The 22,686-nt window shown below is 50.4% G+C and carries 21 protein-coding genes; 11 read left to right on the forward strand and 10 right to left on the reverse strand.

Annotation, left to right across the window (positions count from 1 at the left end; translation table 11 throughout):
- Window positions 1-521 precede the first annotated feature (521 nt).
- Both pyk and ACM615_RS17455 read right to left on the reverse strand, forming a co-directional pair.
- A complete protein-coding gene (gene pyk, locus ACM615_RS17450) occupies window positions 522-1,964 on the reverse strand; it encodes a pyruvate kinase (protein ID WP_112290017.1) in 1,443 nt (480 codons plus the stop codon).
- 231 nt (window positions 1,965-2,195) lie between these two features.
- Window positions 2,196-3,065, reverse strand: a complete 870-nt coding sequence (locus ACM615_RS17455) for a MurR/RpiR family transcriptional regulator (protein WP_112290018.1) — start codon at window positions 3,063-3,065, stop codon at window positions 2,196-2,198.
- A 408-nt stretch (window positions 3,066-3,473) separates the two neighbouring features.
- Here ACM615_RS17455 and zwf point away from each other — a divergent pair, with 408 nt between their 5' ends.
- Complete coding sequence (gene zwf, locus ACM615_RS17460; RefSeq protein WP_112290019.1) at window positions 3,474-4,949, forward strand: glucose-6-phosphate dehydrogenase; 1,476 nt, start codon at window positions 3,474-3,476, stop codon at window positions 4,947-4,949.
- Between the two features lie 290 nt (window positions 4,950-5,239).
- Complete coding sequence (locus ACM615_RS17465) at window positions 5,240-5,881, forward strand: bifunctional 4-hydroxy-2-oxoglutarate aldolase/2-dehydro-3-deoxy-phosphogluconate aldolase (protein WP_112290021.1); 642 nt, start codon at window positions 5,240-5,242, stop codon at window positions 5,879-5,881.
- A gap of 66 nt (window positions 5,882-5,947) precedes the next feature.
- On the opposite strand, the gene ACM615_RS17470 is transcribed toward ACM615_RS17465, so the two are convergent.
- Entirely contained in the window at window positions 5,948-6,292 is a 345-nt protein-coding gene (locus tag ACM615_RS17470) for a RidA family protein (protein ID WP_112290022.1), read from the reverse strand.
- Window positions 6,293-6,434: 142 nt separating this feature from the next.
- On the opposite strand from ACM615_RS17470, the gene ACM615_RS17475 reads away from it, so the two are divergent.
- The 5 genes from ACM615_RS17475 (at window position 6,435) to rnd (ending at window position 13,206) form a co-directional block, all read left to right on the forward strand.
- Window positions 6,435-8,348: an ATP-dependent DNA helicase gene (locus ACM615_RS17475; RefSeq protein WP_120162835.1), complete on the forward strand. Its 1,914-nt coding sequence runs from the start codon at window positions 6,435-6,437 to the stop codon at window positions 8,346-8,348.
- Window positions 8,349-8,545: 197 nt separating this feature from the next.
- Window positions 8,546-9,247, forward strand: coding sequence for a tRNA (adenosine(37)-N6)-threonylcarbamoyltransferase complex dimerization subunit type 1 TsaB (gene tsaB / locus ACM615_RS17480; RefSeq protein ID WP_431012239.1), 702 nt, complete (start codon window positions 8,546-8,548; stop codon window positions 9,245-9,247).
- 72 nt (window positions 9,248-9,319) lie between these two features.
- Complete coding sequence (locus ACM615_RS17485) at window positions 9,320-9,952, forward strand: Slp family lipoprotein (RefSeq protein ID WP_279918519.1); 633 nt, start codon at window positions 9,320-9,322, stop codon at window positions 9,950-9,952.
- Between the two features lie 337 nt (window positions 9,953-10,289).
- Complete coding sequence (gene fadD, locus ACM615_RS17490) at window positions 10,290-11,987, forward strand: long-chain-fatty-acid--CoA ligase FadD (RefSeq protein ID WP_112290029.1); 1,698 nt, start codon at window positions 10,290-10,292, stop codon at window positions 11,985-11,987.
- A gap of 97 nt (window positions 11,988-12,084) precedes the next feature.
- Window positions 12,085-13,206, forward strand: a complete 1,122-nt coding sequence (gene rnd, locus ACM615_RS17495; RefSeq protein ID WP_431012240.1) for a ribonuclease D — start codon at window positions 12,085-12,087, stop codon at window positions 13,204-13,206.
- A gap of 380 nt (window positions 13,207-13,586) precedes the next feature.
- Here rnd and minE read toward each other — a convergent pair whose 3' ends face one another.
- Genes minE through minC form a run of 3 tightly spaced genes read right to left on the reverse strand, consistent with a single transcriptional unit; the run spans window position 13,587 to window position 15,386 of the window.
- A complete protein-coding gene (gene minE / locus ACM615_RS17500) occupies window positions 13,587-13,856 on the reverse strand; it encodes a cell division topological specificity factor MinE (protein ID WP_112290033.1) in 270 nt (89 codons plus the stop codon).
- Window positions 13,857-13,859: 3 nt separating this feature from the next.
- On the reverse strand, window positions 13,860-14,672 hold the full coding sequence (gene minD, locus ACM615_RS17505) for a septum site-determining protein MinD (protein ID WP_431012241.1): 813 nt from the start codon (window positions 14,670-14,672) through the stop codon (window positions 13,860-13,862).
- Window positions 14,673-14,696: 24 nt separating this feature from the next.
- Window positions 14,697-15,386, reverse strand: a complete 690-nt coding sequence (minC, locus tag ACM615_RS17510) for a septum site-determining protein MinC (protein ID WP_112290035.1) — start codon at window positions 15,384-15,386, stop codon at window positions 14,697-14,699.
- 136 nt (window positions 15,387-15,522) lie between these two features.
- On the opposite strand from minC, the gene ACM615_RS17515 reads away from it, so the two are divergent.
- From ACM615_RS17515 to ACM615_RS17530, 4 genes are all read left to right on the forward strand, one after another.
- The gene (locus ACM615_RS17515; protein WP_129638786.1) at window positions 15,523-15,795 is read left to right on the forward strand and encodes a YcgL domain-containing protein; all 273 of its coding nucleotides are present in this window, start codon (window positions 15,523-15,525) and stop codon (window positions 15,793-15,795) included.
- A 122-nt stretch (window positions 15,796-15,917) separates the two neighbouring features.
- Complete coding sequence (locus ACM615_RS17520) at window positions 15,918-17,096, forward strand: lytic murein transglycosylase (RefSeq protein WP_129638787.1); 1,179 nt, start codon at window positions 15,918-15,920, stop codon at window positions 17,094-17,096.
- Window positions 17,097-17,122: 26 nt separating this feature from the next.
- Window positions 17,123-17,779, forward strand: coding sequence for a fumarylacetoacetate hydrolase family protein (locus ACM615_RS17525; RefSeq protein WP_159282151.1), 657 nt, complete (start codon window positions 17,123-17,125; stop codon window positions 17,777-17,779).
- Between the two features lie 107 nt (window positions 17,780-17,886).
- Window positions 17,887-18,336, forward strand: a complete 450-nt coding sequence (locus ACM615_RS17530; RefSeq protein ID WP_112290041.1) for a YcgN family cysteine cluster protein — start codon at window positions 17,887-17,889, stop codon at window positions 18,334-18,336.
- Between the two features lie 78 nt (window positions 18,337-18,414).
- Here ACM615_RS17530 and iraP read toward each other — a convergent pair whose 3' ends face one another.
- From iraP to nhaB, 4 genes are all read right to left on the reverse strand, one after another.
- Window positions 18,415-18,756, reverse strand: a complete 342-nt coding sequence (iraP, locus tag ACM615_RS17535) for an anti-adapter protein IraP (protein WP_112288451.1) — start codon at window positions 18,754-18,756, stop codon at window positions 18,415-18,417.
- A 170-nt stretch (window positions 18,757-18,926) separates the two neighbouring features.
- Complete coding sequence (locus tag ACM615_RS17540; protein WP_112288452.1) at window positions 18,927-20,036, reverse strand: AI-2E family transporter; 1,110 nt, start codon at window positions 20,034-20,036, stop codon at window positions 18,927-18,929.
- A 362-nt stretch (window positions 20,037-20,398) separates the two neighbouring features.
- The gene (gene dsbB, locus ACM615_RS17545; RefSeq protein WP_112288453.1) at window positions 20,399-20,929 is read right to left on the reverse strand and encodes a disulfide bond formation protein DsbB; all 531 of its coding nucleotides are present in this window, start codon (window positions 20,927-20,929) and stop codon (window positions 20,399-20,401) included.
- Between the two features lie 179 nt (window positions 20,930-21,108).
- The gene (gene nhaB / locus ACM615_RS17550) at window positions 21,109-22,686 is read right to left on the reverse strand and encodes a sodium/proton antiporter NhaB (protein WP_112288454.1); all 1,578 of its coding nucleotides are present in this window, start codon (window positions 22,684-22,686) and stop codon (window positions 21,109-21,111) included.

The following is a 22,686-nucleotide window of genomic DNA, read 5'->3' on the forward strand; positions in this document are numbered from 1 at the left end:
GCCACGCCTGTCAGGCGTGTGGTTTTATCTGTTTTCTTATCGCAAATAACAGGGTTTACGTCTTGTTTGATTTCCTTAGTACGGACTTATACAAGGTTTTAACGAATGAGAATCATTATAAATGCAAATCATTATCATTCAACTACGGCATTGAACATTTGGTGATTAGGGGCGATTAAGCTTATTTTATGTGATATTCATCACATAACTGAGCTGATGAGTGCAATAAAACAGGTATTCACATGGGAGTAGTCTGTATTTATTATTCGTTTTACAGGTTAAGGGACAGTCTTTGTCGATACAAAAAGTTATATTAATACACAATAAAAACAAGCCTATTCTGCTATTAGAAGTTTTTGCAAAAGATCGGCGGAAAATTATTTCAGGAAGATGGCAAAATAATGATCAAATTAAGGCGGGGAATTAACCGGATTGTTTCGGGGTAAAAGTGTGTGGAAGGGGAAATAAAAAGGCCGATCATAATGATCGGCCCTTAATACATATTTAATTACATATTGAGTTTAATCAACACGCAGCACACGGCTGGTATTGGTAGTGCCGATGGTGCTCATGACGTCGCCCTGCGTGATAATCACCAGATCACCTGACAACAGATAACCTTTATCGCGCAGCAGATTGACCGCGTCCTGAGCCGCCGCTACGCCGTCGTTGACGCTGTCGAAGAAGACCGGCGTAACGCCACGGTAAATGGCGGTCAGATTCAGGGTGTGCTCATGACGGGACATGGCAAAGATTGGCAGGCCAGAACTGATACGGGACAACATCAGAGCAGTACGACCCGATTCCGTCATGGAAATGATCGCCGTCACTCCTTTCAGGTGGTTTGCCGCATACATCGCTGACATCGCAATGGCTTCTTCGATGTTATCGAATTCCACATCCAGACGGTGTTTGGATACGTTAATGCTTGGGATTTTCTCAGCACCCAGGCAAACACGTGCCATTGCCGCAACCGTTTCTGAAGGATACTGACCTGCGGCGGTTTCTGCTGAAAGCATGACCGCATCGGTGCCATCGAGTACGGCGTTCGCCACGTCCATCACTTCAGCACGGGTTGGCATCGGGTTGGTGATCATCGATTCCATCATCTGAGTCGCAGTGATCACTGCACGGTTCAGCTGACGGGCACGGCGGATCAGTTTCTTCTGGATACCGACCAGTTCAGGGTCACCAATTTCCACACCCAGATCGCCACGGGCGACCATCACCACGTCGGAAGCCAGAATGATGTCGTCCATTGCGGCGTCGGTGGCAACGGCTTCAGCGCGTTCAACCTTAGACACGATCTGTGCGTTACAGCCTGCATCACGGGCCAGACGGCGCGCGTAGTTAAGATCTTCGCCGGTGCGCGGGAATGAAACTGCCAGATAATCTACGTCCATTTTGGCCGCAGTAATAATGTCTGCTTTATCTTTTTCAGTCAGGGCTTCAGCAGAAAGACCACCGCCCAGTTTATTGATGCCTTTGTTGTTAGACAACGGGCCACCAACGGTGACTTCGGTAAACACTTTCATGCCCTGAACTTCGAGCACTTTGAGCTGCACGCGACCGTCATCGAGCAACAGGATGTCGCCCGGTACGACGTCAGCAGGCAGACCTTTATAGTCGATACCGACTTTTTCTTTATCGCCTTCACCTTTGCTCATGTTGGCATCGAGCAGGAATTTGTCGCCAATATTGAGGAAGACTTTGCCTTCTTTAAAGGTAGAAACGCGGATTTTAGGACCTTGCAGGTCACCGAGAATGGCGACATGGCGGCCAAGGCGGGCGGCGATTTCACGCACTTTGTTAGCGCGAAGGATGTGATCTTCAGCAGTTCCGTGAGAGAAATTCATACGTACAACGTTTGCGCCCGCTGCAATGATCTTCTCAAGATTATTGTCGCGGTCAGTTGCCGGACCGAGGGTGGTAACGATCTTCGTTCTTCTGAGCCTTCTGGACATGCCTAACTCCGTTAACTGATGAAACATGGTAATGCAAAAAACAACGAGTCCACTTTGCCGGAGGTGTAATTGTAATACAAAAGAGTTTCACCTGTGTGACCCGCTGGCCTTATGTCTGGCTTTCGTCTTGCGCACGTTGCGCGAAGATTTCCGGGCAGACTCCCTATTAAATCAATGGTGCTTTATTAATTCGTTTGTTGAATGATTTATGCCTTAGCCTGTTGAGCAAGCTCATTCATGCAGGGTGGGGACGACTGTCCCTTTATCAAAGCGCGATTCTTTCAACGCTTCTTTGACCCGCTTCAGGTTATCTCTGAATTTTGCGCCACGGCGCAGAGTAAAACCGGTTGCCAGCACGTCGATCAACGTGAGCTGGGCAATTCGCGAAACCATCGGCATATAAACGTCGGTATCTTCGGGAACATCCAGTAACAAAGCCAGCGTCGCTTCATGGGCCAGAGGTGTATTAAAAGAAGTGATCGCAATCACCGTGGCATCGTTTTCACGGGCGAGTTGGGCAAGTTCGACCAGATTTTTGGTGCGTCCGGTGTGCGAAATCAGTACCACCACGTCGCCTTCGCTGGAGTTCATACAGCTCATCCGCTGCATGACGATATCGTCGAAGTAAACCACGGGAATGTTAAAGCGGAAAAACTTGTTCATGGCATCATGGGCGACCGCGGCGGAAGCGCCCAGACCAAAGAAGGAAATTTTCTTGGCCTGTGTGAGTAAATCGACGGCACGATTGATGGCGGCGATATCCAGGGTATTCTTCACCTGGTCGAGACTGGCCATGGCGGACTCGAAAATTTTACTGGTGTAAGCGCTGACGCTGTCGCTTTCATCGACGTTACGGTTCACATAAGGTGTACCATTTGCCAGACTTTGTGCCAGATGCAGTTTAAAATCCGGAAACCCTTTTGTGTCGAGACGACGGCAAAAACGGTTTACAGTAGGTTCACTGACGTCGGCCATGCGGGCGAGGGTGGCAATACTGGAGTGAATAGCAACATGCGGCGATGCCAGGATAACTTCAGCAACTTTGCGTTCTGACTTGCTCAGAATGTCAAGGTGAGTCTGGATTTTTTCCAACGTATTCATAAGCATGCCACTCATAGGTTTCAACGATTTCTTTGAAAAGAGGAAATCGGACTGATTTGATGAAAATATACTACGCGCTTAATGCCGTTGGCAGCGTCAGCCAGGCGAATTTACGGCTTTTTTTGTCAGAGTTTGACCGAGATCTAACTTTCAGTATGGTAAATTCTGTTCAGTTTTGTCATAAAATTACAGGATGTTGTGGGTTTTAACAGCACCTGAGAGACTTATGATAAAAATAAGGTTTTCCGCAGAGTTATTACCTTGTCAGATCATGGTTTACGGCTCACGGGCAATCAGAGTACATTGTTGCTGAAATAAAATTACAATATGTACCCGGGATAATTCGAGTTGCAGCTCCGGCGAAGCAACCAGAAATATGTCAGGTATTCCTGCATTGAGGAGAAGAACATGGCGGTAACTCAGACAGCCCAGGCTTGTGATCTGGTAATTTTCGGTGCGAAAGGCGATCTTGCGCGCCGTAAGCTGTTGCCTTCCCTGTATCAGTTAGAGAAAGCGGGTCACATTCACCCGGATACCCGCATTATCGGTGTCGGACGTGCGGAATGGGACAAAGCGGCCTATACCGAAGTGGTTAAAGAAGCACTGACCACCTTCATGAAAGAAAAAATTGATCCGGAACTGTGGGACAAACTCAGTGCCCGTCTTGATTTCTGTAACCTTGATGTCAATGATCTGAAGCATTTCAAAGTGTTGGGCAAGATGCTCGACCAGAAAAATCGTGCCACCATTAACTACTTTGCGATTGCGCCAAGCCACTTCGGGGCTATTTGCCGCGGTCTGGGTGAAGCGGGCCTGAATAAAGAGCCTGCGCGCGTCGTGATGGAAAAACCTCTCGGCCACTCGCTGGAGTCGTCTCAGGTGATTAACGATCAGGTCGCCGAATATTTCGCAGAATCTCAGGTTTACCGTATCGACCATTATCTGGGTAAAGAAACGGTACTGAACCTGCTGGCACTGCGTTTCGCCAACAACCTGTTCGCCAGCAACTGGGATAACCGCACTATCGATCACGTGCAGATCACCGTTGCTGAAGAAGTGGGTATCGAAGGCCGCTGGGGTTACTTCGATGATGCGGGTCAGATGCGTGACATGATCCAGAACCACTTGCTGCAAATTCTGACTATGATCGCCATGTCTCCACCGGCTGATCTGAGTACCGACCGTATCCGTGATGAGAAAGTGAAAGTACTGCGCTCACTGCGCCGTATCGATCAGTCTAACGTACGTGAAAACACCGTACGCGGTCAGTACACTGCCGGGTTCGTGCAGGGCAAAAAAGTTCCTGGCTATCTTGAAGAAGAAGGCGCGAAGAAAACCAGCAGCACCGAAACGTTCGTGTCTATCCGCGTGGATATCGATAACTGGCAGTGGGCGGGCGTTCCGTTCTACCTGCGTACCGGTAAACGTCTGCCGACCAAATGTTCAGAAGTTGTGGTGTATTTCAAGAGCCCGGCACTGAACCTGTTCCGTGATTCTTACCAGCAGTTGCCGCAGAACAAACTAACGATTCGTCTGCAACCGGATGAAGGTATCGAGATCGAAGTACTGAACAAAGTACCGGGTCTGGAGCACAAACACCGTCTGCAAACTACCAAGCTGGATCTGAGCTTCACTGAAACCTTCAATGAGCAACATATTGCCGATGCTTACGAGCGTCTGCTGCTCGAAACCATGCGTGGCATTCAGGCGCTGTTCGTGCGTCGTGACGAAGTAGAAGAAGCCTGGAAATGGGTCGACTCCATCATGAACGCATGGGCTGCAGAAAGCGAAGCACCAAAACCGTATCAGTCCGGGACATGGGGGCCTGTGGCTTCTGTGGCGATGATTACCCGCGACGGCCGTTCCTGGAATGAGTTCGAGTAACGAATAGTTTGAGTAACGAATAGTTTATTGAGTCATTACTCCCCAAAATGTTTGAGGCTGTAGCAAGGCGGCAAGTGAGTGAGTCCCGATGAGCTGACATGAGTCAGTGATTCGGGTGAACAAATGTAGCCAACGCCGCTGCGGCTTCAGACATGACGGGGAGGGTAGTATCGTCCAATCGGGTGTGGTCGGTTTCCAGTGATTTCTTCGTTGTGAAAAAATCACTGGTCCCTGTGGCAGGGGCGCGCCATCAATCACAACGGTGCCTGCGGGCATGAATGGAGAGCAAGATGAAAAACTGGAAAACAAGCGCGGAACAAATTCTGACCTCAGGGCCGGTCGTTCCTGTGATTGTTATCAATAAACTGGAACATGCCGTTCCGCTGGCCAAAGCGCTGGTTGCCGGTGGCGTGCGCGTTCTGGAAGTCACCTTACGTACCCCGTGTGCGATGGATGCGATCCGTGCGATTGCCAAAGAAGTGCCGGAAGCCATTATTGGCGCAGGGACTGTGCTCAATCCTGAACAACTGGCCGAAGTGACCGAAGCCGGTGCGCAGTTCGCGATTAGCCCGGGTCTGACCGATGCATTGCTTAAGGCTGCGAATGCCGGTTCGATCCCGCTGATCCCGGGTATCTGCACTGTTTCAGAACTGATGATGGGTCTGGATGCTGGTCTGCGTGAATTTAAATTCTTCCCGGCGGAAGCTAACGGCGGCGTGAAAGCGTTGCAGGCTATCGCAGGGCCATTCCCGCAGGTGCGTTTCTGCCCGACTGGCGGTATTTCACCGGCGAACTACCGTGATTATCTGGCGCTGAAAAGCGTGTTGTGTATCGGTGGATCCTGGCTGGTGCCGGCTGATGCGCTGGAAAGCGGTGATTATGCACGAATCACCGAACTCGCTAAAGAAGCTGTAGCGGGTGCAAAAGCGTAATAAAGCATTACGCTGATAATAAAAAAACCTCCGGCTGGAGGTTTTTTTATGTCCGAAAATCAGTGATTAACGTGCAGCGATAATCTTGATTTCAATTTTGTATTTCGGATTCATCAGGTTGGCCTGCACGGTGCAACGTACGGGGGCATTGCCCGGCGATACCCACGCATCCCAGGCTTCGTTCATGGCCGGGAAATCTTCTTTATTCACCAGAAACAGTGTGGCATCCAGAATTTTGCTTTTGTCTGAGCCCGCTTCAGTCAGCGCTGCGTCGATAATCGCCAGCGTTTCCGCCGTTTGATCTTTCGCATTCGCGTCCAGATTTTCCGGTACCGCGGTGTAATAAATGGTGTCGTTATGGATCACGATGTCGGACATCCGTGGCTCAGGGCGAATACGTTCGATGGTCATTTTTTAACTCCGGTTAGTCACATACTTATGATGGCGCTAAGGGTATCACAAAGGATGAATGCGTTGGATTGGCAGATGGCGGTGGTAGTGAAGCCAAGGGATTGGCATAATCACTGCTGATCCGTACAGGTAGAGAGACAGAGTGACAGACGATTTCGCAACAGACGGCGCACTGGCGCAGAAAATTGAAGGTTTTAAACCGCGTGAACCTCAGCGTCTGATGGCGCAGGCTGTCAGCAAAGCCATCACCGGTAAGCAGGGGCTGGTGGTCGAAGCCGGTACAGGTACCGGTAAAACTTATGCGTATCTTGCTCCGGCACTGCGTTCCGGCAAAAAAGTCATTATCTCCACTGGTTCGAAAAACTTACAGGATCAGCTGTATTCCCGCGATTTGCCTAAAGTCGCCAGCGCACTGAATTTCAAAGGTCGTCTGGCGCTGCTGAAAGGGCGCTCAAATTATTTGTGCCTGGAACGTCTGGAACAGCAATCACTCTCCGGCGGCGATCTCGCCAGCCAGGCGCTCAGCGAACTGGCACATCTGCGTCACTGGTCGAGCAGCACGGAAGAAGGCGATATCAGCACCTGCAATGTGGTGCCGGAAGATAGTTTTGTCTGGCCACTGGTGACCAGCACCAACGATAATTGCCTCGGCAGTGACTGTCCGCTGTATAAAGAATGCTTTGTCGTAAAAGCCCGTCGCAAGGCGATGGACGCCGATGTGGTGGTGGTTAACCATCATCTGTTTATGGCAGATATGGTGGTGAAAGAGAGCGGCTTCGGTGAGCTTATTCCCGAGGCTGACGTGATGATTTTCGACGAAGCCCATCAGATCCCTGATATCGCCAGCCAGTATTTTGGTCAGCAGGTGACCAGCCGTCAGCTGCTGGATATGGCGAAAGACATCACGATCGCTTACCGCACGGAAGTCCGTGATTCCGTGCAGTTACAAAAAAGTGCTGATCGTCTGAGCCAGAGCACGATGGATTTTCGTCTGGCGCTTGGTGAACCGGGTTTTCGCGGCAATCTGCGCGATGTGCTTAACCAGCCCGCTATCCAGCGCGCGCTGTTATTACTCGATGACGCGCTGGAACTTTGCTATGACGTGGTGAAATTGTCGCTCGGGCGTTCTGCGCTGCTCGATGCGGCTTTCGAACGCGCCACGCTTTACCGCAATCGTCTGAAACGCCTGAAAGACGTGTCCATTCCCGGCTACAGTTACTGGTATGAATGTAACTCACGCCATTTCGTGCTGGCGCTGACACCGTTGTCGGTAACCGATAAATTCAGCGAAATGATGAAAGAGAAACCAGGCGCGTGGATTTTCACTTCAGCTACGCTTTCCGTAAACGATCAGCTGCATCATTTTACCGAACGTCTCGGGCTGGATGAGGCAGAAACATTACTGCTGCCAAGTCCGTTTGATTACGCCAAACAGGCGCTGTTATGCGTGCCGCGTTTTCTGCCTGAATCGAACGTCAACGGCAGCTCGAAGCAGCTGGCGCGTATGTTGCGTCCGCTGATTGAAGCCAACAAAGGCCGCTGCTTCTTCCTGTGTACGTCTCACAAAATGATGCGCGAACTGGCCGAGGAATTCAGAGCCAGCCTGACGTTGCCGGTTTTATTGCAGGGCGAAACCAGTAAAGGCCAGCTTCTCGCGCAGTTTGTCGAAGCGGGTAACGCCTTGCTGGTGGCGACCAGCAGTTTTTGGGAGGGCGTGGATGTGCGAGGCGATGCGCTGTCTTGCGTCATCATCGATAAACTGCCGTTCACGTCACCTGACGATCCGCTGCTCAAAGCCCGTATTGAAGACTGTCGCCTGCGCGGCGGAGACCCGTTCAATGACGTACAATTACCTGATGCGGTCATTACGCTGAAACAGGGCGTCGGGCGTTTGATCCGTGATACGTCTGACCGGGGTGTCATGGTGATTTGCGATAACCGGCTGGTGATGCGTCCTTATGGCGAAGTTTTCCTCAATAGTTTGCCGCCGACACCGCGCACGCGTGACCTGGCACAAGCGATCCGCTTTTTACAGGATGTCGAAGAGCAGAAATAGCCCTTTGTTTATGCTAAGATGCCGCCCCGAAAAAGGCTCTTATACCCGTCATATTTCAGATTGCAGATGCGTTGACTGCGCTCAATCACCCCAGTCACTTAGTTATCTAAGTTCCCTGGGATCCACGAGCTTGTCGCCTTGCTGCAATCCGAAGTACATAGGGTACAACTTATTAATTACCCCGCCTGAGGTCTGGCATGTCCACGCGAATTTTAGCAATTGATACGGCGACAGAAGCCTGTTCGGTTGCGCTTTATAATCAGGGCGAAACGCTCGCTCATTTTGAACTCTGTGCCCGCGAGCACACTCAGCGCATTTTGCCGATGGTCCAGCAAATTCTCGCCGAAGCAGGACTTTCCCTGACTCAGCTTGACGCGCTGGCTTTTGGTCGCGGACCGGGCAGTTTTACCGGCGTGCGTATCGGCATTGGTATGGCTCAGGGATTGTCGCTGGGCGCGCAATTGCCTTTGCTGCCAGTGTCTACGTTACAGACGATGGCGCAGGGCGCGTATCGCCTGACCGGTGCTGATAACGTTCTCGCAGCCATTGATGCCCGCATGGGTGAAGTCTACTGGGGTGAATTCAGCCGCAATGCACAGGGCGTCTGGAGCGGTGAAGAGACCGAGAAGGTCATCAAACCAGAACAACTTCTGGCGCGCGCCGCTGAATTATCTGGCCGTTTTGCGACGGTGGGAACCGGTTGGGAGACTTATCCTCATCTGTTAGGTGAATCTCCGGCAGCTGAATTATTTGATGGCAAAATGTTACTGCCTCATGCAGAAGATATGCTGCCGCTGGCGCTCCAGCTCTGGGAAAATGGCATCCGTGTTAATCCGGAAGATGCCGAACCCACTTATCTGCGCAATGAAGTGACGTGGAAAAAGCTGCCAGGACGGTAAATGACGGTAAAGTCAGGCAACTTGTGCTCTGAAAAATGGTCAAAATGAAGAGTTTGCACAGGAGTCATCGCAATGCGTAAGTGGTCTGTAATTCAGCAGTTATCGGGTAAAACGGGTAAAAAAATGGCGCTGAGTGCGGTTGCACTGAGTGCTTTGGTGTTATCGGGTTGTGTCACGGTGCCGGATGAAATTCGCGGTACCACGGCCACCCCGCAGATGAATTTACAGGCAGTGCAGGGCGCACCGGGTCTTTATGTCGGTCAGGAGTCGCGTTTTGGCGGCAAAGTGGTCTCTGTGACCAATTTGCAAAACAAAACCCGCCTGGAAATTGCCACGGTACCGCTGGATGAAGGCGCAAGGCCGGTCTTAGGCGCAGCGTCGCGCGGGCGGATCATGGCTTACATCAACGGCTTTGTGGATCCTGTCGATTATCGCAATCAGCTGGTAACAGTCGTCGGGCCGATTGCCGGTGTGGAGAAAGGCAAAATTGGCCAGACTTCCTATGATTTTGTCACCGTTAACGTCAACAGCTATAAACGCTGGCGTATACAGCAACAGGTTGTGATGCCTCCGCAGCCGATTGGCCCGTGGGGTTATGGCTACGGCGGCCCCTATGATTCATGGGGGCGCGGGTTTGGACCCGGCTGGGGGCCCGGTTGGTATAACACGGCACCCGCACGGGTCGAAAGCATCGTCACCGAATAGACCTCCGTCGCCGCATGGAGCACCACCGACACATTCTGGCGGGCACCCACCGGCGGCAATGAAACCGGCTCCGGCACATCCCGTGCCGCCGCCACCAAAGCAGTAACAGCAGTAGTTGTTGTAGTTGTAGTTGTAGTTGTTAAGGCGGCTTAATTGCCGCCTTTTTCTTTTAAGCCATGGATGGTTTGGCAAAGCAAGGGCGCAGAAAAAGTGACCCGCCTCTCAACCTCGACATTGTTTGAAACGCAACTGGTAAGCTGAGTTAAAATATTGTTAAAGACGTGATAAAACTCGTCGAATAGAGACGGCAACAGAACATGATTTCAGGAGTGATACCTTGGAAAAGGTTTGGCTAAAACGATATCCGGCAGATGTTCCTGAGAACATCGACCCTGACCGCTACAGTTCGCTGGTCGAAATGTTTGAAAATTCCGCGCTGCGTTACGCTGACAGTGTGGCATTTATCAACATGGGCGAGGCGATGACCTACCGCAAGCTTGAAGAACGCAGCCGGGCTTTCGCTGCTTATCTGCAAAACGAACTGGGTCTGCAGAAGGGTGATCGTGTTGCACTGATGATGCCGAATTTGTTGCAGTATCCGATTGCGCTGTTCGGCGTCTTGCGCGCTGGCATGGTCGTGGTTAATGTAAACCCGCTGTATACGCCGCGTGAGCTTGAGCATCAGCTGAATGACAGCGGCGCCAGTGCAATTGTGATTGTCTCCAACTTTGCCCATACGCTGGAAAAAGTGGTGTACAAAACGCAGGTCAAACACGTCATTCTGACCCGCATGGGCGATCAGCTTTCTGCCGCAAAAGGCACGCTGGTCAATTTTGTGGTGAAATACATCAAACGGCTGGTGCCAAAATATCACCTTCCGAACGCGATCTCCTTCCGTACCGCATTACAGCGCGGGCGTCGTCTGCAATACATCAAACCCGACATCATTAATGACGACCTGGCATTTCTGCAATATACCGGTGGCACCACCGGCGTGGCGAAGGGCGCGATGCTGACGCACCGAAACATGCAGGCGAATCTTGAACAGGCAAAAGCGGCGTACGCACCGCTATTGCAGCCGGGACATGAGCTGGTGGTGACAGCACTTCCGCTATACCACATCTTTGCCCTGACGGTGAACTGCCTGCTGTTCCTCGATCTGGGCGGTAAAAGCTTGCTTATCACCAATCCGCGCGACGTATCAGGTATGGTCAAAGAGCTGGCCAAATATCCGTTTACCGCCATCAGCGGGGTAAATACCCTGTTTAATGCGCTGCTCAATAACGAAGACTTTCGCGAACTGGATTTCTCCACGCTGCGTCTTTCTGTAGGTGGCGGGATGTCCGTGCAAAAATCTGTGGCGGACAAATGGGAAAAACTGACGGGTAAACATTTGCTGGAAGGTTACGGTCTGACGGAGTGTTCCCCGCTGGTGGCCGGAAATCCGTACGATTTGAAACATTACAGTGGCAGCATCGGTTTGCCAGTGCCGTCGACAGAGGTACGTCTGGTGGATGATAACGGTCATGACGTTGCGCCGGGCGAGCCGGGCGAGTTGTGGGTACGTGGTCCTCAGGTCATGCTGGGTTACTGGCAGCGGCCGTCTGCAACCGATGAGGTGCTAAAAGATGGCTGGTTATCGACGGGCGATATCGTTACAGTGGACGAGCAGGGCTTCCTACGGATTGTTGACCGTAAAAAAGACATGATCCTGGTTTCCGGTTTCAATGTTTACCCTAACGAAATTGAAGAGGTAGTTTCACAACACGACAAAGTTCTCGAAGTTGCCGCCATTGGTGTGCCGAATGAGTCGTCGGGTGAAATTGTCAAAATTTGCGTGGTGAAAAAAGACTCTTCACTGACCAGCGAAGAACTCCTGGCACACTGTCGCCGGTTATTAACCGGTTACAAAGTACCTAAGATTGTCGAGTTCCGTGATGAGTTACCGAAGTCAAATGTCGGTAAAATCCTCAGACGGGAACTTCGCGATGAGCAGGCAAAACCCAAAGTCGATCCGAAGCAGGATGCAGCATAGCGGTTAACACGTTTGTTCAGTGACAGTCAGATTCTTAACGCCGGCGATGTCCGGCGTTATCACGTTATAACGTAGTAATGATTAAGAGAATTAAGATTTGAATTATCAGTTGATCACCACCAATGACGCGCTGGAGCAGGTTTGCCTTCAGGCCAAAGCGCACAGCAAAATTGCGCTGGATACCGAATTTGTTCGTACCCGTACTTATTATCCTCAACTGGGTTTGATCCAGCTTTTTGACGGCGAACAGCTCACCCTTATCGATCCTTTACCGATCACCGCATGGCAGCCTTTCATTGATTTGCTGGTTAATCCTGATGTCATCAAATTCCTCCATGCGGGCAGTGAAGACCTCGAAGTTTTTCTGAATGCTTTTGGTGTTATGCCTTCACCTCTGATTGATACGCAGATCCTCGCCGCGTTTAGCGGGCGTCCGCTTTCCTGTGGTTTTGCCCGTCTGGTGGCGGAAACGACCGGCATAGAGCTGGATAAAAGTGAATCGCGCACTGACTGGATTGCCCGTCCGCTGAGCGAAAAACAGTGTGTGTATGCTGCTGCTGACGTGTGGTATCTGTTGCCGCTGGCCGACCAGCTGATGCGCGAAACCGAAGAAGCAGGGTGGATGGATGCGGCTCTGGACGAGTGTCTGGCGCTCTGCCGTCGTCGCAGTGAAGTGCTGCAACCTGAGCTGGCCTATCTGGAAATCGGCAATGCATTTCAGCTGCGTCCGCGCCAGTTAGGCTGCCTGAAATTGTTAGCTGCCTGGCGTCTAAATCAGGCGCGTCAGCGTGACCTGGCGGTTAACTTTGTGGTCCGCGAGGAAAATCTGTGGCAGGTCGCCCGCTATCAGCCGACCTCACTGGGCGAACTGGAAGCGCTGGGCCTGAGTGGTCCGGAAATCCGCTATCACGGACGCACACTGCTGGCGCTGGTGGAAGAATCCAATGCGCTCGATGAATCTGAACTGCCTGCACCGATTTCGAACCTTATCGATCAGCCCGGTTATCGTAAAGTCTTCAAAGATATCAAGGCACTGATCCAGGCTGTGAGCGAAGAGAGCAAACTCAGCGTTGAATTACTGGCGTCACGTCGTCAGATTAACCAACTACTGACTCATCACTGGAAGCTAAAAGATAAAGAATCTCAGCCGGAATTAATCAGTGGCTGGCGCGGAAAATTGTTAGCTGAAAGGCTGAATGAAATTCTGAGCAATTATTGATCCCTTCGTTATGAAGGTATAGTCAATCCAGGAGTGAATTAAAAAGAGCGGGCTAATACCCCGCTCTTTTTTTATTCTTTGATGACAAGACAACTGCGAATAACAAGTTAGCGGATAACAGGTTGTCATAAATTATGCCGAATTAAAGCAGTCTATGGATATTAAATTCCAGCATGAATGAGATGAGTCTTAATCAAAATTTTTCAGGAATAAATGCAAAAAGACGGGAAATGAATTTGCGGGGTGTATTTATATACAGTGGTTATAGAAAGGAAAAATAAAAATAACAGAAAGGAATGCGAAAAAGGCAGTGGCCCTCTGAGGAAACAGAGGGCGCTATGCTGAAAAAAGCACCTGTAAACAGGCTAAATGGACTGCTGTCATTTAGGCGCTTCTTCCGACTCTGGCAGGGTAACGTTAAGTTCCAGTACGGAAATATCGTCACCTTTTTGCTCGAACTGAACCTGTAACATTTCCGGGTCAATCTTAATGTACTTACAGATGACGGCGAGAATATCGCGTTTCAGTTCAGGCAGATACGACGGTTCACTATCCCCTCGACGCCGTTCGGCTACGATGATCTGTAGCCGTTCCTTGGCTATATTGGCTGTCGATTTTTTGCGGGACAGAAAGAAATCTAACAATGCCATGGTTTATCCCCCAAAAAGGCGTTTCAGGAAACTCTTCTTCTCTTCCTCAATGAAACGGAATGCACGTTCTTCCCCAAGCAGACGGCTGACGGTATCGTCATACGCTTTCCCTGCATCGGATTCCTGATCCAGAATGACCGGCTCGCCCTGGTTGGACGCACGCAGTACAGACTGATCTTCAGGGATAACCCCGATCAGTGGAATGCGCAGGATTTCCAGCACATCTTCCATGCTCAGCATGTCACCACGGCTGACACGGCCCGGGTTATAACGGGTAAGAAGCAGATGTTCTTTGATAGGCTCCAGGCCTTGTTCCGCACGACGGGATTTTGATGACAAAATGCCCAGAATACGGTCGGAGTCGCGAACGGAAGAGACTTCCGGGTTCGTGGTGATCACGGCTTCGTCGGCGAAATACAATGCCATCAGCGCGCCGGTTTCTATACCAGCCGGGGAGTCACACACAACGAAATCGAATTCCATCTCGGCTAAATCGTTCAGGATTTTCTCCACGCCATCACGAGTCAGCGCATCTTTATCGCGCGTCTGGGAGGCCGGAAGAATAAACAGGTTTTCAGTGCGTTTATCTTTGATAAGCGCCTGATTCAGCGTGGCATCACCCTGGATCACGTTAACGAAATCATAAACCACCCGGCGCTCACAGCCCATAATCAAATCGAGATTACGCAGACCGATATCGAAATCGATAACAACGGTCTTTTTGCCTTTTTGAGCTAAACCGGTAGCAATGGCCGCGCTTGAAGTGGTCTTGCCAACGCCCCCTTTACCCGATGTAACAACTATGATGCGTGCCATGAAAGGATTCCTTGTCAAAAGGGCTTAGTTTAAAGGTTGTATGGTTAACACATTATTTATCAGGCTGAGGCGCGCTGCCTGACCGAGATAATCGGCCGGGATTTGATCACTCAACCAGTATTGCCCTGCGATAGAGACTAGTTCAGCGCCTAATTGCGTGCAAAAAATCTGACAATTTGCATCGCCTGCGGCGCCTGCCAGTGCTCTGCCTCGCATCATGCCGTAGATGTGGATATTGCCATCGGCAATCAGTTCCGCACCTGCACTGACACTGCTGGTCACGATGAGGTCGCTGTTACGGGCATAAATTTGTTGGCCGGATCTGACCGGGGTACTGACAATGCGGGTCTTGGCCGGGGCATTGTCGGGCACGACAGGAACCGGTGGTTCAGCAGCGATACGCTGGGCACGACCTTCACTGAGCAGCGGTAAACCGGTGCGGGAAAGTGCGCGTTTTTGCGCTTCGTCTTTACAACCACTGATGCCAACAACGCGAAAGCCTGCAGAAGCGACAGCCTGTTGAATGTCTTTCCAGTTTGCTGCACCTGTGAGTGAAGCAACGTTGATAACAACAGGGGCATTTTTCAAAAAGGCCGGAGCTTGCTCCACTTTTTCCTGTAATGCCTGATAAATAACCTCTGGTTGTGAACTATGTAAATGAACAACCGATAAGGTAAAACTGCTGCCTTTTAGTTCTATTGGCGATTGTGACATCTATCCTGACTCAGTCTCAGCAACTCTAAATCCCCGGAATACCACTCGGGGGGCGATATTCCGATGTACGATAAGCATGTTATAGTTACAGTTATATCTAGGCAAGCCACCGTTTCAATAAAATAGAGTTAAAAAAATGCTTTGTGTGATCTATAGAAGTACTAAACGTGACCAGACTTATCTGTATGTCGAAAAAAAAGACGATTTTTCCCGTGTGCCTGAAGAATTACTCAAAGGTTTTGGCGTGCCTCAGTTCTCAATGATGCTAAATCTGGCCAACCGTGAAAAACTCGCCACTGCGGATATTGTCAAAGTACGCCAGTCTCTCGAAGAGCAGGGTTATTATCTGCAGGTTCCACCTCCGGCAGAAAGTTTATTGAATGTTCATCTGAACGACGCCAGTAAATAACGCATTCCAGACATTTGTTTCGGCAATCCTCGAACTTTCGGACGTCATGACTTGCATTCATCGTTGTAGTGCTCAAAGCTTAGAACGATGAATCACTTGCAGAAGTCAAAAGGAAGAAATTGATGAAATTGTCGGCACTGGCCGTGTTAACACCGCTGATCATCCTCAGCGGTTGTGCAGCGCAAAAAGCCACCTCAGGGCAAACCACCACACCATCCACTGCGGCAACACAGCCTGCCGCCGCCGCACCGGCAGCGCCTTCAGGCAAAACGTCTCTGGCAGAACAGGGACGGGATCCCGCTGAATTCCCGGCTTATGTGGAGCAACTCAAAGCGCAGGCGCTCTCTCAGGGGATCAGCCAGCAGACTATCGACAGCACCTTCGCGAATATTCATTTCGTCGATCGCGTGATTAATTCAGACCGCAATCAGTTAGAGAAGAAGATTACTCTCGACGATTATCTGACCCGCGTATTGCCTGAATGGAAAATCAAACAGGGACAGGAGCAGTTGCAGAACAATTTGCCTGCGCTGACAAAAGCCAGCGACCGTTATGGCGTACAGCCGCAGTACATTGTGGCGCTGTGGGCGATGGAGAGCAGCTTCGGCAAGATTCAGGGGAAAGAAGATGTGTTCTCCGCGCTGGCGACGCTGGCCTTCGAAGGACGTCGCGAAGCGTTCTTCACCAAAGAATTTATGTCGGCGCTGAAAATCGTTGATTCAGGTAAAGCCACCAGCGACATGATGAAAGGTTCCTGGGCGGGTGCGATGGGGCAGTCGCAGTTTATGCCAAGCTCATATCTGACTTACGGCGCTGACGGTAACGGCGACGGCAAAATCGATATCTGGAAAAATACCGACGATGTCTTTGCCTCAACGGCCAATTATTTATCTAAAGAAGGCTGGAAAGGCGATCAGGGCTGGGGACAGGAAGTGAAATTGCCCGCTAACTTTGACGGTAATCTGGCAGGGCTTAAAAACAATCAGATGCATCCGGCCCGATACTGGCAGCAACTTGGCGTAACGCAGGTTGACGGCAGCCCGCTGACATCCACAGCCACCCGCGCATGGATTATCACTCCGGATGATACGCAAGGTCGGGCTTTCCTGGTTTACGATAACTTCCGTACGATCATGCACTGGAACCGTTCAACCTATTTCGCGCTGAGTATCGGCATGATGGCAGATGGCGTCGCGGGTGCGCAAACACCGGTAGTTTCCGGCGAGGCAGCACCGGCGCAGAACGCACCGGCGTCTTCAGCACCTTTAGCGGCGGCACCTCGTAATCCGTTCAGCGGCTGATATTCCTCACATCAAGGAGTGGCTGTATGTACCAACACAGAGACTGGCATGGCGCATTACTCGATTTTCCGGTGAATAAAGTGGTGTGTGTCGGCAATAACTACGCCGACCATATCAAAGAGATGGGCGGTCAGCGATCGGCTGAGCCGGTCGTGTTCATCAAACCGGAAACGGCGCTTTGCGATATTCGTCAGCCTGTCGCTATCCCGAAGGATTTCGGCGCTGTACATCATGAAGTCGAACTGGCGGTACTGATCGGCACTCCGCTGAAACAGGCAACAGAAGATCGCGTTGCGAATGCCATCGCCGGTTACGGGCTGGCGCTGGATCTCACGTTGCGGGATTTGCAGACCCGCTTTAAAGAGTCCGGACAACCCTGGGAAAAAGCCAAAGGGTTTGACGGATCCTGTCCTATCAGCGGGTTTATTCCGGTCAGCGAATTTGGCGATGCGCAGCAGGCTGAGTTGCTGCTGGAGATCAATGGGCAAACGCGTCAGTCAGGAAATACCCGTGACATGCTGACGCCGCTTTTGCCGCTGATTGCCTATATGAGCCGTTTCTTCACTTTGCGTGCAGGTGACATAATTTTGACTGGTACACCTCATGGTGTCGGGCCGCTCCACGCTGGCGATGAAATCTTAGCTACACTCAATGGTAAGCAAGTGACTACCCGCGTGATTTAGCGCAAAGCAATGATGTCGCCGGAGCAGCTTTCCGGCGGCTTTACTTGCATCTGACGGCTAAAGCGTCTATATAAGCACCCTCATTTTATTTATACCGGATGCACATCATGACTGAACCCGCTTTTTGGCAGCAAAAAACGCTGTCTGAAATGACTGACGAAGAATGGGAAGCATTGTGCGACGGCTGCGGACAATGTTGCCTGCATAAGCTGATTGATGAAGATACGGACGAGATTTACTTCACCAACGTCGCCTGTAACCAGCTCAATATTAAATCTTGTCAGTGCCGCAACTACGAACGTCGTTTTACGCTTGAAGAAGACTGCATCAAACTGACGCGTGAAAACCTGACCACTTTCGACTGGTTACCGCCTACCTGCGCATATCGTCTGATAGGCGAGGGCAAGCCTTTGCTCCCGTGGCATCCGCTGCTGAATAAAGCATCCAAATCTGCCATGCATACGGCGCAGATCTCCGTGCGTTACATCGCCGTGCGCGAAGACGACGTCGAAGACTGGCAGGATCACATCATGAATAAGCCAAGCTGGGCGAAGTAAGCTCGCTTCTCTTTCAGCATCTGAAATGAAAAAGCCCCGGCAAATGCCAGGGCTTTTTTTTATTCCAGGATTTTGATATCAGATCTCAGAATCAGGCCGGACAGCACCCAGCGCATTCAGCGCTTCGGAATCCAGCTCCGGATCGGCCTTGTCGATAAATCGCGTCATCTCAATCAGTGCCTGAAACTGTTCAAACAAAATTTTGGCGTCGGATTTAAGGACTTCATCATCGGAGTCGAGCACGGAGTTAATGGCTTTATTGACGCTTTCGATGATTTCTTGCGGCCCGCCATTTTTCCCGACAGTGATGAAAATAGCCCCGAGAAGGAGTGACTGCGCCTCAACCTGAGCGGTAAGCTGTTTAGTGTCTGCTTCCATACGGGAGATTTTTGCGATCATACCTAAAATGATATTTTTCATTTATTACCCCTGCAGATCGATAGTGTTAGTTGTCATTTATTTCTACGCCAGGTTCTGAAAACTGCATAATCATATTTGGTAAAACTGGGCGGTTTGTAGCAACCGCCCGTTAAACTCAGACCGAAGATAACGATGCGCGGATTGGGCACTTAGAGAAAATGCCCTGCGTATCATGTCTCCGGGTGATTTTTACCTTCCTCAATGAAATCTTCGTCAATCTCATCGGTATTGTTACGATGGTCACGCCCGGAAAGAATATTCCAGCAGGCGATAAACAATGCCGCAATCAACGGACCAATCACAAAGCCATTAATGCCATAAACTTCCATGCCACCCAGCGTGGTGATAAGGATCAGGTAATCCGGCATTTTTGTATCTTTGCCAACCAGCAGCGGGCGTAAAACGTTATCCACGATACCGATAACCACCACGAAGAAGACCACGATAAAGATCCCCTGCCACAACATTCCTGAAGCGAAGAAATAGATGGCAGCCGGTACCCAAATAATGGCTGATCCAACCGCAGGGATGATTGACAGGAAGGCCATCAGCGCGCCCCAAAGAAGGCTGCCATCCACACCCGCGATGTAAAATGCCAGCCCGCCCAGCGCACCCTGAACGATTGCCACCACCACCGTACCTTTAACTGTCGCGCGGGATACGGCCGCAAACTTCATAAACAAATGATGTTTAACGTGGCGGGAAAGCGGCAGGGCTTCCAGCGTCAGATTAACCAGATAAGCGCCATCTTTCAGCAGGAAGAACAGGATGTACAGCATGATGCCGAAACCGACAACAAAGCCGAACGTGCTCTTACCAATGACAAAAACGCTACCCGCCAGATACTGGCTGCCTTGCAGCGCGACATCAGAAAGCTTTTTCTGAATTTCAGTCGTGCTGTCCAGATTATGCTCCGCAAGGAAATGTCTGGCCCATCGCGGTAAATGGTGGATGGTATCGGTCAGCATCGCCGGCAACTGGGAATCATTCGCCTGAAGCTTGGTGTATACCGCATTGAATTCGATCGCCAGCGAAGAAGTAATAATCGCCAGCGGTGTGAATACAATCAGACAAATAATCAAGACGGTTAATAAAGAAACAACACCGTTGCGATCACCGACAAATTGTTTAAGCCGGTTTTTCAGCGGATTGAAAATCACCGCAAGTATAATTGCCCATAGTACGGAAGAATAATAAGGCCTCAATACATCAAAAAAAGCCAAAGTAACGATTAAAAGAATCGCGATGAAAAACCCTTTTGAAAACCCTTTTACAACCATATCTGTTCCTCTGATGAACCTTTTTGCCCTCGTAGCATAGAACTCATTGAGGTTTTTACAAATCCAGGTCTTTTTTTGCACAGTGTATTGAGCGAACCTGCCAGCTGATACTCGTCCGGACAGGCCGCCAGTGTGGCGTTATCTGAACAAGCCATAAAAAATAAAACCGACTACGACCCAGAAAAGGAGACAGGCTCCGACGCAGATTATCCAGACCAGCCCGACAGGGAGATTTTTCATTGCAGGTTCCAAATTAGTCATATAAACCACTCTGATTAAAAAGTCTGCATTCCCTGCATGATGATACTGAAGGTCATAGAAAAGGCGCCGGGAGGCGCCTTTGTGAATTTAGTTTACTGAAATTAACGACCGAACAAGTCACGTCGTTTAGGTTTTACGAACTGTGCCAGCAGCACCAGAATCGCAATGACCATAAACACGCTGAAAACAACAACCAGCCACTGCGGCATACCGAGTGACAGGAATTCCCATTGTTTTTCCGCACAATCACCGCTGGCAATAAACATCCACGGGAACCATTTGTCCAGTGGCAGCCAGGTCGGGAAGCGGGCAGCAAAATCACAGGTCGCGAACGGAGAAGGATGCAGCTGGATCATGGTGTGTTCCCATGACAAACGGATCCCTTCGTAAGCGCTGTAAATCCAGATAAGAATACCGGCATAACGTAACCAGGTAGAGGGTGCAATCGCACCGACCAGCCCGGCAGCCAGAATACCCATCAACGCACAGCGTTCATAAATACACATGACGCAAGGTTTAAGAAGCATCACGTGTTGAAAATACAACGCAACCAGCTCAAGAATCAGAGCTGTCAGAGCCATCAGAAGCCATGCACCGCGGCCTTGTGAACAGCGGTTAAGATATTGCAACATAGTAAAATTTCCCTGCGGTTAGCTACTGATACGCAGTGTAAACCAATTGCTCCCTGCTGCCAGCCTGTCAGAATAAATAATAGGTAAATAATTAATATAAATCGGAGAATTCGACTTTAATTTCGGTAATTTTCTGGGCTACGGAGCTGCCAGAGAATTACCGACGTTATGTCTGTGTATTAGTGAGGCATGAGTACTTCACTGGCCGGTGGCATGCTCAGCCATCCCATCTCCGTAAACCACTGCGTCATATCCGGCAGCAGATATTGCACGCACAGCAAACCCACCAGCGTCATGACCACTGTGTAAGGTAGCGCCATCCACACCATTCTGCCGTATGAAAGGCGGATGAGTGGAGCAAGGGCGGACGTCAGCAGGAACAAGAACGCCGCCTGACCATTGGGCGTGGCAACCGATGGCAGGTTTGTGCCGGTATTAATCGCGACCGCCAGCAGTTCAAATTGCTTCAGGTCAATCACGCCATTAACCAGTGCAGATTTTGCTTCATTGATATAAACAGTGCCGACAAAAACGTTATCAGACACGGAAGAAAGCAATCCGTTGAACAGATAGAACAATGACAGCTGATTTGACGGCGCTGACTGAAGCACAAAGTGAATGATTGGAGTGAACAGATGCTGTTCGACGATCACGGCAACGATGGCAAAAAAGACGGTCAGCAGGGCGGTGAAGGGCAGGGAATCCTGGAATGCTTTACCAATCGCATGTTCATCAGTGACGCCACAAAATGCGGTGGCAAAGATAATCACCGAAAGACCGATCAGTCCGACTTCAGCCAGATGGAAAGCCAGGGCGATAATCAACCAAACCCCAATGACGATCTGCACCGCCAGCTTAATGCGGTCTTGTTTCGTGATGTTCTCACTGTTTTTCTGATCGTACTTTTTAAGCACTTCATAAACCGGATGCGGCAGTTTTGCGCCATAACCAAACACGCGGAAACGCTCCACCAGCGCGCAGACAATGAAACCGCAGATGAACACCGGGACGGTGACCGGAGACATACGGATCAGAAAGTCGACAAACTGCCAGTCTGCGCTTTTAGCGATGATCAGGTTCTGCGGTTCGCCCACCATGGTCATCACACCGCCGAGCGCGGTACCCACGCCGGCATGCATCATCAGGCTGCGTAAGAAGGACCGAAACTGCTCCAGAACGGCCTGATGTTGCTGATTGCCTGTAAACGAGCTGTCGTCGGTCACATCCGTGTTTTCACTCTGATTAGAGGCGACGTTGTGGTAAATCGAATAAAAACCGACTGAAACGCTGATCACCACAGCAATAACGGTCAGCGCATCGAGGAAGGCGGAAAGGAAAGCGGCAGCAAAACAAAAGGCCAGTGACAGCGCAATTTTATTTCTGAGATTCAGCAGCAGCTTGGTAAATACGGTCAGCAGCAGTTGCTTCATAAAGTAGATGCCCGCCACCATAAAAATCAGCAGCAGGAGCACTTCCAGATTGGCCGAAATCTCTTCACGGATACGCTCTGCGCTGGTCATGCCAATCATGACCGCTTCAATAGCCAGCAAACCGCCAGGCTGAAGTGGATAACATTTAAGCGCCATACCCAGGGTAAAAATGAACTCGATGACCAGCAACCATCCGGCTAAAAACGGACTGACCAGAAAGAAAATCAACGGGTTAATAACCAGAAAGGCCAGAATGGTAATTTTGTACCAGTCAGGAGACTGCCCCAAAAAGTTTTTTATAAATGCGCGACTGTAGCTTGTTTCCAT

The organism is Rahnella sp. PAMC25617 (assembly GCF_050606005.1).
Classification (GTDB): Bacteria; Pseudomonadota; Gammaproteobacteria; order Enterobacterales; family Enterobacteriaceae; genus Rahnella; species Rahnella variigena.

Bases quoted from the DNA above. Each gene is read 5' to 3' on its own strand.
- ACM615_RS17455 (WP_112290018.1), bottom strand. From the start codon at position 3,065: ATGAATACGTTGGAAAAAATCCAGACTCACCTTGACATTCTGAGCAAG.
- ACM615_RS17485 (WP_279918519.1), top strand. From the start codon at position 9,320: ATGCGTAAGTGGTCTGTAATTCAGCAGTTATCGGGTAAAACGGGTAAA.
- minD (WP_431012241.1), bottom strand. From the start codon at position 14,672: ATGGCACGCATCATAGTTGTTACATCGGGTAAAGGGGGCGTTGGCAAG.
- ACM615_RS17520 (WP_129638787.1), top strand. From the start codon at position 15,918: ATGAAATTGTCGGCACTGGCCGTGTTAACACCGCTGATCATCCTCAGC.
- ACM615_RS17465 (WP_112290021.1), top strand. From the start codon at position 5,240: ATGAAAAACTGGAAAACAAGCGCGGAACAAATTCTGACCTCAGGGCCG.
- ACM615_RS17530 (WP_112290041.1), top strand. From the start codon at position 17,887: ATGACTGAACCCGCTTTTTGGCAGCAAAAAACGCTGTCTGAAATGACT.
- iraP (WP_112288451.1), bottom strand. From the start codon at position 18,756: ATGAAAAATATCATTTTAGGTATGATCGCAAAAATCTCCCGTATGGAA.
- dsbB (WP_112288453.1), bottom strand. From the start codon at position 20,929: ATGTTGCAATATCTTAACCGCTGTTCACAAGGCCGCGGTGCATGGCTT.
- zwf (WP_112290019.1), top strand. From the start codon at position 3,474: ATGGCGGTAACTCAGACAGCCCAGGCTTGTGATCTGGTAATTTTCGGT.
- ACM615_RS17525 (WP_159282151.1), top strand. From the start codon at position 17,123: ATGTACCAACACAGAGACTGGCATGGCGCATTACTCGATTTTCCGGTG.
- ACM615_RS17515 (WP_129638786.1), top strand. From the start codon at position 15,523: ATGCTTTGTGTGATCTATAGAAGTACTAAACGTGACCAGACTTATCTG.
- minE (WP_112290033.1), bottom strand. From the start codon at position 13,856: ATGGCATTGTTAGATTTCTTTCTGTCCCGCAAAAAATCGACAGCCAAT.
- minC (WP_112290035.1), bottom strand. From the start codon at position 15,386: ATGTCACAATCGCCAATAGAACTAAAAGGCAGCAGTTTTACCTTATCG.
- pyk (WP_112290017.1), bottom strand. From the start codon at position 1,964: ATGTCCAGAAGGCTCAGAAGAACGAAGATCGTTACCACCCTCGGTCCG.
- ACM615_RS17470 (WP_112290022.1), bottom strand. From the start codon at position 6,292: ATGACCATCGAACGTATTCGCCCTGAGCCACGGATGTCCGACATCGTG.
- ACM615_RS17540 (WP_112288452.1), bottom strand. From the start codon at position 20,036: ATGGTTGTAAAAGGGTTTTCAAAAGGGTTTTTCATCGCGATTCTTTTA.
- tsaB (WP_431012239.1), top strand. From the start codon at position 8,546: ATGTCCACGCGAATTTTAGCAATTGATACGGCGACAGAAGCCTGTTCG.
- nhaB (WP_112288454.1), bottom strand. From the start codon at position 22,686: ATGGAAACAAGCTACAGTCGCGCATTTATAAAAAACTTTTTGGGGCAG.